This window comes from Streptomyces sp. SID12488, assembly GCF_010548275.1.
In the GTDB taxonomy this organism is placed as follows: Bacteria; Actinomycetota; Actinomycetes; order Streptomycetales; family Streptomycetaceae; genus Streptomyces.
Map to the genome: position 1 here is coordinate 1 of NZ_JAAGLT010000055.1, position 16454 is coordinate 16454.

Here is a 16454-nt window from a genome sequence, read left to right on the forward strand (position 1 = left end):
CGATCGCGGCGGCCTTCTTCGGCTCCAGCAGCCCGAGTTCCTCGTTGGCGAGGGCGGCGGCCTCCTTGACGGCGGCGAGGGCGTCGATGAGGTGCGGGTAGGCGGAGATGGTCATGCCGGTGATGGGAAAGTTCTCCGTGGCGCGCAGGGTGTGGACACCCCAGTACGCCTCGGCGGGAACATCACGGTCGCCGAGGAGGTCGTGTTCGCTGCGGTGGACTGCGGCGGCGCTGCGCTGGGCTGCTGCGGTCATGGTGGGGCGGGCCTGCTTTCGTGAGGGGGCCGGCATTTCAGCCCGTCTGGCGTTGGAGAACGAGGCCCGCCTGTCCAGCCCGTCTGGGGGTCCCCCCTCTGGGGGAGTTTGAGGACGAGGCCCCTTCAGGGCCGAAGCGGGGGTCCGGGGGCGGCAGCCCCCAGGGACGGGACGGGTAGGGGCGGCGGGGCGAAGAAATCCGTGCGGATCCCCCTACCGCCGCGGCACCGGATCGAGCACGCGGGCCGGGCGGACACGGCCGACCGGTTCGCCGCCACCGAGCAGCGGTTCACCCGCGAACTCGGTGAGCGCCGCCGGGTCGACGCCGGCCCGGGCCAGTGCCGCCGCGGTCACCGGGACGCGGGCCCGGTTCGCGCCGTCGGCGATCTTCACCGCGACGGCCCGGCCGTCCGGGAGGGCGGCGACCTGGACGCCCTCGAAGCCGTCCTTGCTGAGCAGGCCGGGCACGGCCCGCATCAGCGCGGCCACGTCTCGCCCCGAACCGGACGCCATCTCGGCGTGGTCGCGCATCGCGTCGGCGACCAGCGCCTCCGGGGTGCCCGGAGCGGCGGTGGTGATCCGGGCCGCGGCCCGGGCCAGACCGTGCAGCGAGATGGAGAAGAGGGGCGCTCCGCAGCCGTCGACGGTCACCTGGGCGATGCGCTGGCCGGTGAGGTCCTCGACGATCTCGGCGATCGCCTGCTGGAGGGGGTGACCGGGGTCGAGGTAGCTGTCGAGGGGCCAGCCGTTGAGCTCGCAGGTGTAGAGCATGGCCGCGTGCTTGCCGGAGCAGTTCTGGGCGAGGCGGGAGGGCAGGCGGCCCTCGCGTATCCAGCCGTCCCGGACCACCGGGTCGAACGGCAGGTCCGGCACGTTGCGCAGGTCGTCCTCGGCGAGGCCGGCCAGCTCCAGGATGCGCCGGGAACCGGCCAGGTGGCGTTCCTCGCCGGAGTGGCTGGCCGCGGCCAGGGAGAGCAGCTCGCCGTCGAGGGGCAGGCCCGCCCTGAGCATGGCCACCGCCTGGACCGGCTTCAGGGCCGAACGCGGATAGAAGGCCGCCTCGATGTCGCCCACCTGCAGTTCCACCTGGCCGTCGGCGCCGAGGACGACGACGGAACCGTAGTGGATTCCCTCGATGACCCCGCCGCGCACCAGGTGCGCGACGGGCGAGTGGAGGGGTTCACGGATCGCGGGTGCGTCCGCCAGAGAACTGCCGTACATGGCTGTCTGCGCTGCTTCCTGCATTACTTCATCCTGCATCACTGCGTGGTTCACGCGTCGGCTCCGGCCGACCCATCGGCTTCGGTGGACTGGTTGGATTGATTGGTTCCGCTCGCCTCGGCGGCCTTGCGGGCCACCTGGGCACGGACGCCGTACCAGCCCGCGACCAGTACCCCGGCGATCAGCGGGAGACACAGTACGGTGGTGCGGCCGGCGCCGCCGTCGGCGTACATCAGGACGAGGACGGAGGCGAGGAAGGCCAGCGTCACGAGCTCGGTCCACGGGGAGCCGGGGAGGCGGTAGCTCGGCCTGGTCAGTTCGCCGTTCTCGGTCTTCCGCCAGAACACCAGGTGGCAGACCATGATCATGCCCCAGGTGGCGAGGATGCCGATCGCGGCGAAGTTCAGCACGATCTCGAACGCGTCGGCGGGGACGACGAAGTTCAGGCCGACGCCGAGTACGCAGAAGCCGCTGGTGAGCAGGATGCCGCCGTACGGGACCTGGCTGCGGCTCATGTTGCCGGTGAACTTCGGCGCGGAACCGGACATCGCCATCGAACGCAGGATGCGGCCGGTGGAGTACAGGCCCGAGTTGAGGGACGACATGGCCGCCGTGAGGACGACCAGGTTCATCACACCGCCGGCCGCCGGGATGCCGATGTTGGAGAGGACGGTCACGAAGGGGCTCTCGCCCGACGTGTACTTGTTCCACGGCAGCAGCATCGCGAGGAGGACGACCGAGCCGACGTAGAAGAGGCCGACCCGCCACATGATCGAGTTGATCGCCTTCGGCATGATCTTCTCGGGGTTCTCGGTCTCGCCCGCCGCGACACCGACGAGTTCGACGGAGGCGTAGGCGAAGACGACGCCCTGGATGATCAGCAGCATGGGCAGCAGACCGTTGGGGAAGACGCCGCCGTTGTCGGTGATCAGGGACGGGCCGGGGGTGGTGCCGTCGACCTCGTGCTGGGTGACCAGCAGGAAGATGCCGATCAGCATGAAGACGACGAGGGCGCTGACCTTGATGATGGCGAACCAGAACTCCATCTCGCCGAACATCCTCACCGAGATCAGGTTCACGGTGAGGACGACCGCCAGGGCGATCAGCGCGAGCACCCACTGCGGGATGTCGGAGAACAGGCCCCAGTAGTGGGTGTAGAGGGCCACCGCGGTGATGTCGGCGATGCCGGTGGTGGCCCAGTTCAGGAAGTACATCCAGCCCGCGATGTAGGCGCCCTTCTCACCCAGGAACTCACGGGCGTACGACACGAACGCGCCGGACGAGGGCCGGTACAGGACGAGTTCGCCCAGTGCCCGGACGACGAGGAAGGCGAAGACGCCGCAGACGGCGTAGGCGATGAAGAGGGACGGGCCGGCCTCGGCCAGCCGGCCGCCGGCGCCGAGGAACAGGCCGGTGCCGATGGCGCCGCCGATGGCGATCATGTTGACGTGCCGGGCCTTCAGCGACTTGCTGTAGCCCGCGTCACCGGCGTCGACGTGGACGGCCTTCTTCTGCGCGGTCCCGTTCACCGCACTGTTCTCCGTACCGTCCTGCAGGGATTGCTCGCTCACGCCTCGGGTCCGCCTTCCGGGGATGTCTCGTGGAGGATGTCCGTGTGCGCGGCGCGCACGATGTCGGTGAGGGTCGTGGAGACCCGGTCGAGGTGGTGGGACATGGCCGCCACCGCGTCGTCCTCGCTCCGGTCGATCAGCGCCTCGACGATCGCCCGGTGCTCGCGGTTGGACTGCTCACGCCGGCCGCCCAGCTCGTTCAGGAAGGCCGACTGACGGGCCAGCGCGTCCCGGATCTCCTCGATCACCCGGCGGAACACCGGGTTCTGGGCGGCCTGCGCCACGGCCAGGTGGAAGAGGGTGTCCATGGCGACCCACGCGGTGGTGTCGGTCTCGTGCTCCATGCGGTCCAGCAGGTGCGCGAGGTGGTCGAGGTCCTCGGGAGTCCGTCGTACGGCCGCGTAGCCGGCGACCGGGATCTCGACGTGCCGGCGGACTTCGAGGAGGTCGCTGGCCGCGTAGTCGCCGAAGGTGGGGTCCTCGACGGTGCTGGACACCACGAAGGTGCCCTTGCCGGTCTTGGAGACGGTCAGGCCCATGGTCTGCAGGGCCCGCAGGGCCTCCCGCAGTACGGGCCGGCTCACCTCCAGGCGTCGGCACAGCTCGGCCTCGGAGGGGAGCTTGTCCCCCACGGCGTAATCTCCGCGCTCGATGGCGCTGCGCAGATGACCGAGGACCGCTTCCATCGCGCTGACGCGCCGCGGCACTGAGTCACCTGTCTGGCTGTCTGACAGGTTCACGGGGGTGATCCTGCGGGTGAAGGGACGGGACTGTCAAGGGTTCGAGCGGCCAAGCCGCCGATTCGGGCACGCCTTCGACCCCCGGCGGGAAAATCTGTGGAAGCCCCGCGGAGGCGGCCTCGACCATGGACGCATGCTGCGAGTGGAGCGGTTGACGGACGAGGACTGGACCCTGCTCAGAGCGCTTCGTCTGCGTGCGCTGGAGGCGGACCAGGGACGCGTTCGGTGCCGTCCTGGCGGACGAGGCGGCGAGATCCGAGGCCTTCTGGCGACGGCGGATCCTGGCCGGCGTCTGGTTCCTGGCCCGGGCCGCGGAGGAGGCGGTGGGTGTCGTCGCTCTGGTGGCGCCACCGGCGCCGACCGAAGGGCGGAGTCGGGATGAGCGCCAGCTCGACGCGATGTGGGTGGCGCCGGCCCGGCGGGGGCGAGGCGTGGGAGAAGCACTGATCGGCGCGGCCCCCGCGCACGCGGCCGAGCAGGGGGCCACTTCGGTTTCGCTCACGGTGGTGGAAGGCAACAGCGCCGCGCGAGGCCTCTACCGGCGCATGGGGTTTCGCCCCACCGGAGAGCGTTCACCGCGCCCCCGGGATCCCGGGCGGACGCACGAACGGTTCCGTCTCGACCTGGGCGCTCAGTTCAGTACACCCGCTCCCAGCAGCCCGAAGAGCAGCACACCCACGACGATCCGGTAGATCACGAAGGCGTTGAAGGAGTGCTTGGCGACGAACTTCAGCAGCCAGGCGATGGAGCCGTAGGCGACGACGAAGGACACCACCGTGCCGACGGCCAGCGGCGCGAGGCCCACGCCCGCGCCCAGGGCGTCCTTCAGCTCGTACAGCCCGGCGCCGGTCAGGGCGGGGATGCCGAGGAAGAAGGAGAGCCGGGTGGCGGCGACCCGGTCGAGGTCGAGGATCAGCGCCGTCGACATGGTGGCGCCGGAGCGGGAGAAGCCGGGGAACAGGAGGGCGAGGATCTGTGAACTGCCCACCAGCATCGCGTCCTTGAAGGTGGTGTCGCCCTCGCCGCGCTTGTGCCGGCCCATCTGGTCCGCGGCCCACATCACCCCGCTCCCGACGATCAGCGAGGCGGCGACCACCCACAGCGAGGCCAGCGGGCCCTCGATCAGCGGCTTGGCGGCGAGGCCCACGACGACGATCGGGATCGTGGCGTAGATGACCCACCAGGCGAACTTGTAGTCGTGGTGGTGGCGCTCGTCGCGGTCGCGCAGGCCCCTCCCCCAGGCGGAGACGATCCGGACGATGTCCTTGAAGAAGTACACGAACACCGCGGCAATCGCACCGACCTGGATGACGGCCGAGAACCCGACCACGGCGTTGTCGTCGACGGGGATGTTCATCAGCCCCTCGGTGATCTTCAGATGGCCGGTCGAGGAGACCGGCAGAAACTCGGTCACCCCCTCGACGGCTCCGAGGACGACGGCCTGACCGACGGAGATGGCGCTCATGGAATCCAGTTCTGCTGGGGAGGGACGGGCTGCGGCGGGCTCAGTCCTACTACACACCGGCAAGACCCGGACGCCGTCCGCCTACAGCGCGCCACCCAGCCACACGCCCGCGAAAGCCGCCCCGAGACCGGCCGACACGCTCACCATGACGTTGGCGACGGCGAGGAGACCTGCCCCGTCCTCGGTCAGCCGCAGCGTCTCGTAGGAGAAGGTCGAGTACGTGGTCAGCGCACCGCACAGGCCCGTGCCCAGGAGCAGCTGGAGGTTCGGGCCCGGGGCGGCGCCGGCGAGCAGGCCGAGGACCAGGCAGCCGGTGACGTTGACGGCGAGGGTGCCCCACGGGAAGACCGTGTCGTGCCGGGACCGGACCACCCGGTCGGTGAGATAGCGGAGGGGCGCGCCGACCATTCCGCCCACGATGACGAGCAGCCAGTTCACAACGACTTCTTACCGTTCTCGTCCGCTTCGAGGACGGTCACGCGCAGGGCGCTGCCGGTCGGCCCGGTCATCGTCGCCTCCGCTTCAGGACCCGGCGGGTCGCGGTCGCGGCGAGCGTCACGGCCGCGAGGGCGGCGAACAGGGTCGCTGCGAGGTAGGCGAGCCCGGTGCCGGGGTGGCCGTGGTCGACCAGCTTCTGGATGTCGACGGCGTACGTCGAGAAGGTGGTGAAACCGCCGAGCACTCCGGTGCCGAAGAAGGGGCGTACGAGGTGGTGGGCGGTCCGGATCTCCGTGACGACCACCATGAACACGCCGATCACGGCACAGCCGACGACATTGACCCAGAAGGTGGTCCAGGGGAATCCGCCGGTCTGCGCGGGCCAGGCGAGGGAGGCCGCGTACCGGGCGCAGGCACCGATCGCGCCGCCGATCGCGACCACCGCGACGACCGGTGCCTGCCCGAGGAGGACGGATGGACGCGGCTGGGCGGCGGCGGTCCCGGTCGGGATGTCGGGGGCTGTCATGGCCGTACGTCTCCTACGCGCCTGTGTGCGCGAGCAGGGACGCGGTTCGGATACGGCGGGCCCCACCGCCGCGCCGCGAGCGGGGATCGCGGCCGGTCAACAGGGTAACGCCGGGCGTACGGGGGCTGCGCCCCGACAGGGGCGTGGGGCTGTATCGATCTACGGCTCCGCCGCGTGGGCGGGACAGGCCTCCGCCGGCCCGCAGAACACTCCGCCGTCAGACAGCCCTCTCCTACCAACCCTTCTCGAACATGCGGGCCACTTCCGCGATGCGCACCTCGTCGGGCCGATAGAAGGTGCGCCAGCGGATCCGCTTCGTCCGGACCGCGCCGATGCCCGCGAGCAGGCCCAGGTGGGTGGTGGCGACGGAGAGGGGAACGCCGAGTTTCGCGGCGACGGCCGCCGCCGTCACGCCGTCCTCGACGGGATCGCCGTGTCGTTGGGGCGGGAAGTGCGCGCCCGGGTTCTTCAGCCACTCCAGGATCTCCAGGCGTTGCCCGCCTGTCGGTCTCTTCAGCATCGCGCCTCCTCGTCCCGGTCACCGCTTGCTGTGTCTCCCAATGTCCCGCAGTCGGGGCCGCCGCGTACGGGGCTTCGCACCTCTTGGCCGAGGTCGAACTCTTTCCGCCACGCACGTGAGTTCGAGCAAGCCCTTGCAGCCCAACGCGCAGGGGCCCGGCCACCCCCCTCAGGCAGCCGGACCCTGGTCACTTCTGGCTCAGCGGTGGCTGAACCACGTCATCGCGGGGAGCGCCTTGTCGTCGTAGCCGAACAGGGCCTGGTTCTCCCAGCCATTGCCTGAGGACGCGTCCGTGGGGTCCCAGCCGTTGCCGGTGACCGCGGTCCAGGTCGCCTCCCAGTAGAAGACGCCGAGGCCGCGGCCGTTCGGAACCGCCTCCACGACGTTCAGGATGTCCCGGAACCAGGCCGACTGTCCGGCCGTGGACGCCGCGTACCCGGAGACGAGCTCACCAGTCGTGTCGATGATGTTCTCGTGCGAGTCCTTGCTGTCGAGACGGAAGGGGTAGGCCGTCTCGGCGACGAACACCGGCTTGCCATAGCGGGAGGCCGCGTCGTCCAGGGTGGTCTGGAAGTCGTAGAGCGAACCGTGCCAGTAGCCGTAGTAGGACAGGCCGATGGCGTCGAACTTCACGCCGTTGGAGACCGCGTTGTCGAACCACCAGCGGGTGCCCGACAGGTCGCCGCCCTTGGCCAGGTGCAGCGCGACGGTCGTGCCGGAGTTGACCGCCTTGACCGCGTTGTAGCCGGAGTTGAGCAGCCCGGCAAGCTGCGACCAGTTGTCGGTCGAGCCCTCGGACCACAGCATGCCGCCGTTGATCTCGTTGCCGACCTGGACCATGTCGGCGGTGGTGCCCTGGGACTTGAGGGCGTTGAGTACGTCGTACGTGTGGTTGTAGACGTCCGTCTTCAACTGGCTGTAGGAGTGTCCGGCCCATGCGGACGGCTTGGTCTGGGCACCCGGGTCGGCCCAGATGTCCGAGTAGTGGAAGTCGACCAGCAGCTTCATGCCCTGCGCCTTGATGCGCTTGGCGAGGGCGAGGACACGCGCCTTGTTGTTGTAGCCGTCGGCCGGGTTGACCCAGACCTTGACCCGCGCGTAGTTCATGCCGGAGTTCTTCAGGACGGTGAGCGCGTCGCTCGTCGTTCCCGAAGCGGTCTTGTAGACACCGCCCTTGGCCTCGCTCTTGGGGAGGGAGGAGATGTCGGCGCCCTTGACGGGCACCCCGCCCGTGCCGGAGGCGAAGGTCAGGTCGTCGACGTTGATCCAGTTGCCCGCGTTGGCATCGGAGTTGACGCTGATCGTGCACTGGTTGTTCGTCACGGCGATCGGCACGACGATCCGGATCCACCCGCTGGCGGAGACGGGCAGGTCGGTGCGCTGCTCGGAGCTGCCGCAGTTCTTCAGCGCTATGTAGGCCGACTTCTGGCCGCCGCCCGAGCGCACCCACGCGGTGAGCTTGTAGTTGCCGTTGGTCAGCCCGGACAGGTACTGGTAGGTCTCCACCTTGTAGGCGGAGGCGGAGTAGTGGGACAGGCGGTAACTGCCGCCGTGGCCACCGGACTCCACGTACGAGGCACCTGTGTCGCCGTACTCCGACCAGCCGTTGGGGACGGCCGCACCCGAACCGTCGGCCTCGAAGCCGCCGTTGGTGAGGGTGCTGGCCGCCTGCGCCGAGGTTGCGGGGAGCGCGGTGAGGGCAAGGCCTGCGGCGAGCGGGAGCAGCAGGGCCCTGAGTGTGCGCCTGGTTGTGCGCCCTGGTGTGCGTCTGGGATGGAACATCGTCGTCCGTCGTCCCTTCGACGTGATGGGTTGGGGGGGTGTCCCTCCTGAGGGGCGGGAGGGGCCCCTCCGCCCGCGGCTCTCGTGGCACGCACGGGCGGAGGGGAACTTGCGGCTCAGCCGTCGAGTCGTACGACCCGGACGGCTCCGGCGGGCAGCGCGAGGCGGCCCGAGGCTCGTTCGCCCGTCAGCAGTTCGGTGCCGGAAACCTCCAGGGGCACCTTGGCGTCCGACGCGGTGTGGTTGACGGCGAACAGGTAGGTGCCCGACTCACCGGTCCGGCGAACGAGTTCGACGTCGTGCGGGAGGTCGGCGCGGGGTGCGATGTCGGCGTCCTCGGTGGCCCAGCCGAGCAGGGCGTCCAGGCCGTGCGCGTCGAGGCGGGTCGACACGTACCAGGCGGTGCCCTCGCCGAGGCGGTGGCGGGTGACGGCCGGGTGGTCGGCGGTGAGTCCGTCGGCGTACGTCCACACCGTCTCGGCGCCGCGCGGGACGACGAACTCGGTCCACACGTCGCCGGTCAGCTCGGAGCCGTCGGGGCCGGTGATGCGCACGGCGTCGCCCAGGAGCAGCGGCGAGAACTCCTCGACGGTCAGGCCGAGTACGTCGCGCAGGGCACCCGGGTAGGGGCCCTCGTGCACGGCGTCGTGCTCGTCGACGATGCCGGAGAAGTACGAGACGACGAGGGTGCCGCCGCTCTCTACGTACTCCCTGAGGTTGTTCCCGGCGGCCTCCGTCATCAGGTACAGGGCGGGAACGACGACAAGGGGATAGGCCGACAAGTCGGCTTCCGGGTGGGCGAAGTCGACGGTGAGGTGGCGGTCGTACAGGGCCTCGTAGAAGGCGTCGGCGCGCTCGCGCGGGTCGTGGTCCTCGCTGGGGCGCCACTGGAGGTTCTGCGCCCACCAGGAGTGCCAGTCCCACAGGACGGCGACGTCGGCGACCGTGCGAGTGCCTCGGATCGACGCCAACGAGTCGAGGGAGGCGCCGAGTTCGACGACCTCGCGCCAGACGCGGGTCTCCGTGCCTCCGTGCGGGAGCATCGCCGAGTGGAACTTCTCGGCGCCGCGCCGGGACTGGCGCCACTGGAAGAACATCGCGCCCTCGGAGCCCCGGGCCACGTGGGCGAGGGAGTTGCGGGCCATCTGGCCCGGTGCCTTCGCGGGGTTGCGGGCCTGCCAGTTGACGCCCGAGGTGGAGTGCTCCAGCAGGATCCAGGGGGCGCCGCCGCCGACGGAGCGGGTGAGGTCGGCGGCCATCGCCAGGTTGACGTGGGTGCGGCGGCCGTCGGTGATCAGGTAGTGGTCGTTGGTGACGATGTCGACCTCGCGGCCCCAGGCCCAGTAGTCGACGGAGTCGCACTGGCTGAGGGCGGTCATGAAGTTCGTGGTGACCGGGGTGCCGGGCGAGAGACGGTGCAGGATGTCCCGCTCCATCACGAAGTTCTCGCGCATGGTGGTGTCGGCGAACCGCTTGTAGTCGAGGGCCTGGCCCGGGTTGCCGACCGTGGGTGCGGCGCGCGGCGGGTTGATCTGCTCGAACGTGGCATACCGCTGGCCCCAGAAGGCGGTTCCCCAGGCCGCGTTGACGCCGTCGACCGTCTCGTACGCCGTCTCCAGCCAGCGGCGGAAGTGGGCCGCGCAGGAGTCGCAGTAGCAGGCCGAGACGGGGACGCCGTACTCGTTGTGCACGTGCCACATGGCGAGCGCCGGGTGGGTGCCGTAGTGCTCGGCGAGCTTCGTGGTGATGTTCGCGGCGGCGGCGCGGTAGTCGGCGTTGCTGTGACAGATCGCGGCGCGGGAGCCGAACTCGTAGCGCACGCCCTCGGGCGTGACCGGGAGCGCGTCCGGGTGCTCGCGGTAGAACCAGGCCGGCGGGGCCACCGTGGGCGTGCCGAGGTCGGCGCGGATGCCGTTCTCGTGCAGCAGGTCCAGCAGGCGGTCGAGCCAGCCGAAGTCGTACACCCCGGGGGCGGTCTCCAGCAGGGCCCAGGAGAAGATTCCGACGCTCACCATCGTGACGCCGGCCTCGCGCATCAGCCGGACGTCCTCCTGCCAGACGCTCTCCGGCCACTGCTCGGGGTTGTAGTCCCCGCCGAAGGCCAGCCTGGTGAGGCCCGTGGGGGTGGTCTCCGGCATGGAATGTCTCCCGGTTGGTGGGTCACTGTGGAACATATCTTGGGAACGTGCACACACCGGTTTCGCGGTGCGGGCCCTAGATAACCGCACGGCAACAACCATTGACAAGTGTCCAGTGTGTTTCTCTACTGTGAACGCTCACAGAAGCATGGCGGGCTTTCGCAGCAGGCGAGGGCCGCACCAGGTCAGGGGAGAACGTTCCATGCCGAACACGAAGCAGTGGCGCCTCGTGGCAACCGCAGTCGCCATCACGCTCGGCGCCACCACACTCGCCGCTTGCGGGTCCGACGACGACAGCGAAGCCCAGTCGGGCCCGGTGTCGCTGACGTACTGGACCTGGACGCCCGGCATGGACAAGGTCGTCGACCTGTGGAACAAGGGGCCGGGCAAGGAGCAGCAGATCACCGTCACGGTGAAGAAGCAGGCCTCCGGCGACACACTGGTCACCAAGATCCTCACCGCGCACAAGGCCAAGAAGGCGCCGGACCTGGTGCAGGCCGAGTACCAGGCGCTCCCAACCCTGGTCAGCAATGACGCGCTCGCGGACATCTCGGGCGATGTCGGCGACGCGAAGAAGGACTTCGCCGAGGGTGTCTGGCAGCAGACGACCCTGGGCACGGACGCGGTGTACGCGGTGCCGCAGGACATCGGGCCGATGATGTTCTACTACCGCGAGGACCTCTTCAAGGAGTACGGCCTGAAGGTCCCGACCACGTGGGCCGAGTTCGCCCAGACCGCCCGGGACCTGAAGAAGAAGGCCCCGGACAAGGACCTCACCACCTTCTCCGCCAACGACTCCGGTCTGTTCGCGGGGCTCGCCCAGCAGGCCGGCGCCAAGTGGTGGACGACCTCCGGCGAGAAGTGGAAGGTCGGTATCGACGACGCGGCGACCCAGAAGGTCGCCACGTTCTGGGGCGACCTGGTCAAGGAGGGCGCCATCGACAACCAGCCGATGTACACCCCGGCCTGGAACAAGGCGCTCGACACCGGCAAGCAGATCGCGTGGGTCAGCGCGGTGTGGGCGCCGGGCACGCTGACGACGGCCGCGCCTGACACCAAGGGCAAGTGGGCCATGGCCCCGCTCCCCCAGTGGTCGGCGAGCGAGGACGTGACGGGCAGCTGGGGCGGCTCCTCGACCGCCGTCACCACCGACTCGGGCCACAAGTCGGCCGCCGCGAAGTTCGCCGCCTGGCTGAACACCGACCGTGACGCGCTGGCCGCGCTCGCCAAGGAGGGCGGGATCTATCCGGCCGCCACGGGCGCCCAGCTCAGCGGCGCGTTCGTCAAGTCCCCCGAGTTCTTCTCCAACCAGGCGGACTTCTACACCCAGGCCGCCGAGATCGCGAAGACCACGGCGCCCTCCGCGTGGGGCCCGAACGTGAACGTGGCGTACACCTCGTTCAAGGACGCGTTCGCCTCGGCCGCGAAGAACAAGTCGGACTTCGGTGCCGCCCTGAAGACGATGCAGGACGACACGGTCGCCGACCTCAAGAAGCAGGGCTTCGGAGTCGCGGAGTGACGAGCGCACGCCGGAGGTCGTACGGGGTCAGGTCGGCCCCGTACGCCTTCCTCCTTCCCGCGGTGATCCTGTTCGCCCTCTTCTTCGCGCTGCCCATCGGTTACGCGCTCTGGCTGAGCCTGCACAAGGTGAAGGTCTCCGGCCTGGGCCTCGGTGCCGGGGCGCGCAAGGAGGTCTGGGCGGGCATCGGGAACTACACCGACGCCCTCACCGACAGCGAGCTGCTGGGCGGCGCGCTGCGCGTGGCCGGCTACGGCGCGATCGTGGTCCCGGTGATGCTGGGGCTCGCCCTTGTCTTCGCGCTGATGCTCGACGCGGAAAAGGTGCGGTTCACCCCCTTCACCCGCCTCGCGATCTTCCTGCCGTACGCCGTTCCGGGCGTCGTCGCCGCGCTGCTCTGGGGCTTCCTGTACCTGCCGGACGTCAGCCCGTTCTACTTCGTGCTCGACAAGCTGGGGATGCCGCAGCCGGACCTGCTGGACGGCGGTCCGCTGTATCTCGCCCTCTCGAACATCGCGGTGTGGGGCGGTACCGGTTTCAACATGATCGTCATCTACACCTCGCTGCGGTCCATCCCGGCCGAGGTGTACGAGGCGGCGAAGCTCGACGGCGCCACCCCGCTGCAGATCGCGCTCCGGATCAAGATCCCGATGGTGGCGCCCTCGCTGGTACTGACCTTCTTCTTCTCGATCATCGCGACGCTCCAGGTGTTCAGCGAGCCGACCACGCTCAAGCCGCTCACCAACTCCGTGTCCACGACGTGGAGTCCGCTGATGAAGGTGTACCAGGACGCCTTCGGCAAGGGTGACATCTACTCGGCCGCGGCCGAGGCGACGATCATCGCGATCGTCACGCTGGTCCTGTCGTTCGGCTTCCTGCGGACCGCGAACTCCCGTAACAAGCAGGAGGCAGCACGATGAGTTCTCTTGCCGTGGGCAAGGCGGAAGCGGCGACGGGCACCAGGCCCGGCACCGCGCAGCGCCCGCCACTGCGCAGCCGGATCGCCCTGATCCCGACGATCACGCTTCTGCTGGGCGCGCTGTACTGCCTGCTGCCGGTCGCGTGGGTGGTGATCGCGGCGACGAAGTCGGGCAGCGAGTTGTTCTCCACGTTCACGTTCCTGCCCGGCAGCGGCTTCACGGACAACGTGAAGGAGCTGAGCGCCTACCGCGACGGCGTCTACTGGAAGTGGATGGGCAACTCCGCCCTCTACGCCGGCCTCGGTGCCTTCCTGTCGACAGCTGTCTCGGCGATCAGCGGCTACGCGCTGGCGATCTACCGCTTCCGCGGCCGGGAGACGGTGTTCAGCGTCCTGATGGCGGGCGTGCTGATGCCGCCGGTGATCCTCGCGATCCCCCAGTACCTGCTGCTGGCGAAGGCCGACATCACGGACTCGTACGCGTCCGTGCTGCTGCCTCTGATCCTGTCCCCGTACGGGATCTACCTCGCGCGGATCTACGCCGCCGCGGCGGTGCCGGCCGATGTGGTCGAGGCCGGGCGGATGGACGGCGCGAGCGAGTGGCGCATCTTCACCAGGGTCGCGCTGCCGATGATGATCCCGGGCCTGGTGACGGTGTTCCTGTTCCAGTTCGTGGCCGTGTGGAACAACTTCCTGCTCCCCTACATCATGCTCAGCGACGACGAGAAGTTCCCGATCACCCTGGGTCTGTTCACGCTTCTCGAACAGGGAGCGAACACCCCGGCCCTCTACACGCTGGTGATCACGGGCGCGCTCCTGGCGGTCATCCCGCTCATCGCTCTGTTCCTGGTCATCCAGCGGTTCTGGAGCCTCGACCTGCTGTCCGGAGCCGTAAAGTCATGACCATGAGCAATACCGGGGGCCGGCGCAAACCGCCGACGATCCACGACGTGGCACGCGAGGCGGGAGTGTCCCGAGGCACCGTCTCGCGCGTGCTCAACGGCGGGCACTACGTCAGCCCGACCGCCCACGAGGCGGTGAACGCCGCTATCCGCAAAACGGGTTACGTGGTGAACCGCCACGCCCGTTCGCTCATCACCGGCCGTTCCGACTCGATCGGCTTCCTGCTGACGGAGCCTCAGGAACGCTTCTTCGAGGACCCCAACTTCAATGTCCTGCTGCGGGGTTGCACCCAGGCACTGGCGGCGCACGACATCCCGCTGCTGTTGATGCTGGCGGGCACGGAGGACGAACGGCGCCGCATCACGCGCTACATCACCGCCGGCCATGTCGACGGGGTGTTGCTGGTCTCCAGCCACTCCGGTGACCCGGTCGCGCAGGAGCTGTGCGAGGCGGGCGTACCGCTGGTGGCCTGCGGCAAACCGATCGGACTCGGCTCCAAGGTGAGCTACGTGGCGGCGGCCGACCGCGACGGCGCCCGGGACATGGTCCGCCATCTCCTGTCGCTGGGCCGGCGCCGCATCGGCGTGGTGACCGGCCCGCTCGACACCCCGGGCGGCGTGGAACGCCTCGCCGGTTACCGCGAGGTCCTGGCCGAGGAGGGCATCGAGCACGACGACCGCCTCGTCGTCTCCGGCGACTACAGCCGGGCCAGCGGCGAGGCCGGCGCGGAACGACTGCTGGCCCAGTCCCCGGACCTGGACGCCGTGTTCGTCGCGTCCGACCTGATGGCACAGGGTGTGCTCACGGCACTGGAGCGGGCTGGACGCAGCGTCCCAGGGGATGTGTCGGTGGGCGGCTTCGACGACTCCTCGGCCGCACTGGCCGCCCGGCCCCAGCTGACGACCATCAGACAGCCCTACGACCGGATCAGCGCCGAGATGGTCCGGGTGCTGCTCGCGCAGATCGGCGGCGAGGACCCGGCAGCGGTGATCCTGCCCACCGAGCTGATCAAGCGGGGATCTGCCTGAGTCGGCGATCACATCACCTCGGCCACGTCGTTTTTTATGCATACGCATTAACATGGGGTGCATGGCAACGAACAGGGCCGGTGCGGGGCTGGCGGACCAGTGGCGGGACATCCTGGCGGCGCATGCGCGCACGATGTGCGAGATCGACCGCGCACTGCATCCGCACGGCCTGGGCGCCAGCGACTTCGAGGTGCTCGACGTCCTCGTCGCCGAGGCTGCCTGTGCGGCGGACGCCTCCGACCCGGGTGAGCAGTGCCGGGTGCAGGACATCGCCGGACGGGTCCACCTCAGCCAGAGCGCGCTGTCGCGGCTCATCGGGCGGCTGGAGAAGGACGGGCTGGTCGAGCGGAGCATGTGCGTGGAGGACCGGCGGGGGGTGCGGGTCGCTCTGACGGCTCGGGGGCGCGAGCTGCACGGTGAGGTTTTGCCGCTTCAACGTGCTGCGCTGGCGCGGACGTTGGGAAGCTGAGTGGATAGGTAGTTCGTCTACTGCGGGTCGGTGTGGGCTTGTCGCGCAGTTCCCCGCGCCCCTTAACAGGCGCGATTTTCCTCAACTCAGTAGTTGTCTTACCGCCGCGAATGCCGCCTCTACCGTTGCCGGGTCAGTGCCCGGGCGGGCCAGGGCGCTCATCGGGATCGGGGGGACCGGGGGCAGTCCCTCGTACGGGGTGAGGCCGTCGGGGGCCGGGCCCACCGTGGCCAGGAGGGCCACGCCCCGGCCGGTGCGGGCGAGGTCGAGGACGCCCGCCAGATAGCCCGCGTCGCCGACCACCGATGCCGCGACGCCCTGCTCGGCGAGGGTCGCGATGGCCCGGCGGCGAATGGCGCACGGGTCCTCGATCGCGACCAGCGGGACGGGGGCCGGGGCGGGCGGGCGCACCCAGCCGGGCGGCGCGTGCCAGGTCAGCGGCAGGCCACCGACCGACGTGCCCTCCGTCGCGGCGGCCTCCGTGACGTACACGGCGACATCGACGCTGCCGCGCTCCACCGCTTCCACCAGGCGCGCCGACCGGTCGATACGGAACCGCACCCGACAGCCGGGACGCACCGCCTCGACGGCCGCGGTCAGCAGGGGCAGGAACTGGTCGGCCGCGTGCTCGGTGGAGCCGAGGGTGATCGTGTCGCCGTCGACGTCGAGCAGCGTGCGTACGGCCTCGTCGTGGACGGCGAGGACCCGGCGGGCCTGTTCGAGCAGCAGTCGGCCCTCCGGGGTGAACCGTGTGCCCCGGCCCTCACGCTCGACGACGGGCCGGCCCAGCGTCTTCTCCAGTCGGCGGACGTGCTGGCTGACCGCGGACTGGCTGAGGGCGAGCGCCTGGGCCGCGCGATGGAAGCCGCCGTGGTCGGCGATCGCGGTCAGGCTGCGCAATGCCACGATGTCGAGCACTGGTTGGGGCATAGGGCGACCGTAGTCCGCACGGCTCACCGATC

16 protein-coding genes and 1 pseudogene are annotated in these 16454 nt (G+C 69.7%); 6 read left to right on the plus strand and 11 right to left on the minus strand.

Annotated elements, in window-relative coordinates; genetic code table 11:
* The 4 genes and pseudogenes from G3I56_RS41480 to G3I56_RS41495 all read right to left on the minus strand — a co-directional run.
* Positions 1-253: pseudogene (locus G3I56_RS41480) on the minus strand (lyase family protein); the annotation flags it as partial.
* A gap of 213 nt (positions 254-466) precedes the next feature.
* On the minus strand, positions 467-1474 hold the full coding sequence (locus G3I56_RS41485; RefSeq protein WP_203691875.1) for an asparaginase: 1008 nt from the start codon (positions 1472-1474) through the stop codon (positions 467-469).
* 50 nt (positions 1475-1524) lie between these two features.
* Positions 1525-3045 (minus strand): amino acid permease, encoded by a 1521-nt coding sequence (locus G3I56_RS41490; RefSeq protein WP_164418521.1) that lies wholly within the window; start codon positions 3043-3045, stop codon positions 1525-1527.
* A complete protein-coding gene (locus tag G3I56_RS41495; RefSeq protein ID WP_164418523.1) occupies positions 3042-3785 on the minus strand; it encodes a FadR/GntR family transcriptional regulator in 744 nt (247 codons plus the stop codon). The genes G3I56_RS41490 and G3I56_RS41495 overlap by 4 nt, the downstream gene beginning before the upstream one ends.
* Before the next feature lie 194 nt (positions 3786-3979).
* On the opposite strand from G3I56_RS41495, the gene G3I56_RS41500 reads away from it, so the two are divergent.
* Positions 3980-4477, plus strand: coding sequence for a GNAT family N-acetyltransferase (locus G3I56_RS41500; RefSeq protein WP_164418525.1), 498 nt, complete (start codon positions 3980-3982; stop codon positions 4475-4477).
* On the opposite strand, the gene G3I56_RS41505 is transcribed toward G3I56_RS41500, so the two are convergent.
* The 6 genes from G3I56_RS41505 to G3I56_RS41530 all read right to left on the minus strand — a co-directional run bounded on the left by G3I56_RS41505 (position 4417) and on the right by G3I56_RS41530 (position 10654).
* Complete coding sequence (locus tag G3I56_RS41505) at positions 4417-5250, minus strand: undecaprenyl-diphosphate phosphatase (RefSeq protein WP_164418527.1); 834 nt, start codon at positions 5248-5250, stop codon at positions 4417-4419. The genes G3I56_RS41500 and G3I56_RS41505 overlap by 61 nt on opposite strands.
* A gap of 81 nt (positions 5251-5331) precedes the next feature.
* Positions 5332-5688: a fluoride efflux transporter CrcB gene (gene crcB / locus G3I56_RS41510; protein ID WP_164418529.1), complete on the minus strand. Its 357-nt coding sequence runs from the start codon at positions 5686-5688 to the stop codon at positions 5332-5334.
* A gap of 67 nt (positions 5689-5755) precedes the next feature.
* Positions 5756-6214 carry a fluoride efflux transporter CrcB gene (gene crcB, locus G3I56_RS41515; protein WP_164418531.1) on the minus strand — a complete coding sequence of 153 codons (459 nt, stop codon included), beginning with the start codon at positions 6212-6214 and terminating at the stop codon, positions 5756-5758.
* A 232-nt stretch (positions 6215-6446) separates the two neighbouring features.
* A complete protein-coding gene (locus tag G3I56_RS41520; protein ID WP_164418533.1) occupies positions 6447-6734 on the minus strand; it encodes a helix-turn-helix domain-containing protein in 288 nt (95 codons plus the stop codon).
* Positions 6735-6932: 198 nt separating this feature from the next.
* The gene (locus tag G3I56_RS41525; RefSeq protein ID WP_164418535.1) at positions 6933-8516 is read right to left on the minus strand and encodes a glycosyl hydrolase 53 family protein; all 1584 of its coding nucleotides are present in this window, start codon (positions 8514-8516) and stop codon (positions 6933-6935) included.
* Between the two features lie 116 nt (positions 8517-8632).
* Entirely contained in the window at positions 8633-10654 is a 2022-nt protein-coding gene (locus tag G3I56_RS41530) for a beta-galactosidase (protein WP_164418537.1), read from the minus strand.
* A 202-nt stretch (positions 10655-10856) separates the two neighbouring features.
* Between G3I56_RS41530 and G3I56_RS41535 the strand changes: the two genes are divergently transcribed.
* The 5 genes from G3I56_RS41535 (at position 10857) to G3I56_RS41555 (ending at position 15492) form a co-directional block, all read left to right on the plus strand.
* On the plus strand, positions 10857-12173 hold the full coding sequence (locus G3I56_RS41535) for an extracellular solute-binding protein (protein WP_164418539.1): 1317 nt from the start codon (positions 10857-10859) through the stop codon (positions 12171-12173).
* Entirely contained in the window at positions 12170-13093 is a 924-nt protein-coding gene (locus G3I56_RS41540; RefSeq protein WP_164418541.1) for a sugar ABC transporter permease, read from the plus strand. The genes G3I56_RS41535 and G3I56_RS41540 overlap by 4 nt, the downstream gene beginning before the upstream one ends.
* A complete protein-coding gene (locus G3I56_RS41545) occupies positions 13090-13995 on the plus strand; it encodes a carbohydrate ABC transporter permease (RefSeq protein ID WP_164418543.1) in 906 nt (301 codons plus the stop codon). The genes G3I56_RS41540 and G3I56_RS41545 overlap by 4 nt, the downstream gene beginning before the upstream one ends.
* Entirely contained in the window at positions 13992-15023 is a 1032-nt protein-coding gene (locus tag G3I56_RS41550) for a LacI family DNA-binding transcriptional regulator (RefSeq protein ID WP_164418545.1), read from the plus strand. Before G3I56_RS41545 ends, G3I56_RS41550 begins: the two co-directional genes overlap by 4 nt.
* A gap of 61 nt (positions 15024-15084) precedes the next feature.
* Complete coding sequence (locus G3I56_RS41555) at positions 15085-15492, plus strand: MarR family transcriptional regulator (protein WP_164418547.1); 408 nt, start codon at positions 15085-15087, stop codon at positions 15490-15492.
* A gap of 81 nt (positions 15493-15573) precedes the next feature.
* On the opposite strand, the gene G3I56_RS41560 is transcribed toward G3I56_RS41555, so the two are convergent.
* On the minus strand, positions 15574-16422 hold the full coding sequence (locus tag G3I56_RS41560; protein WP_164418549.1) for a LysR family transcriptional regulator: 849 nt from the start codon (positions 16420-16422) through the stop codon (positions 15574-15576).
* Positions 16423-16454 lie beyond the last annotated feature (32 nt).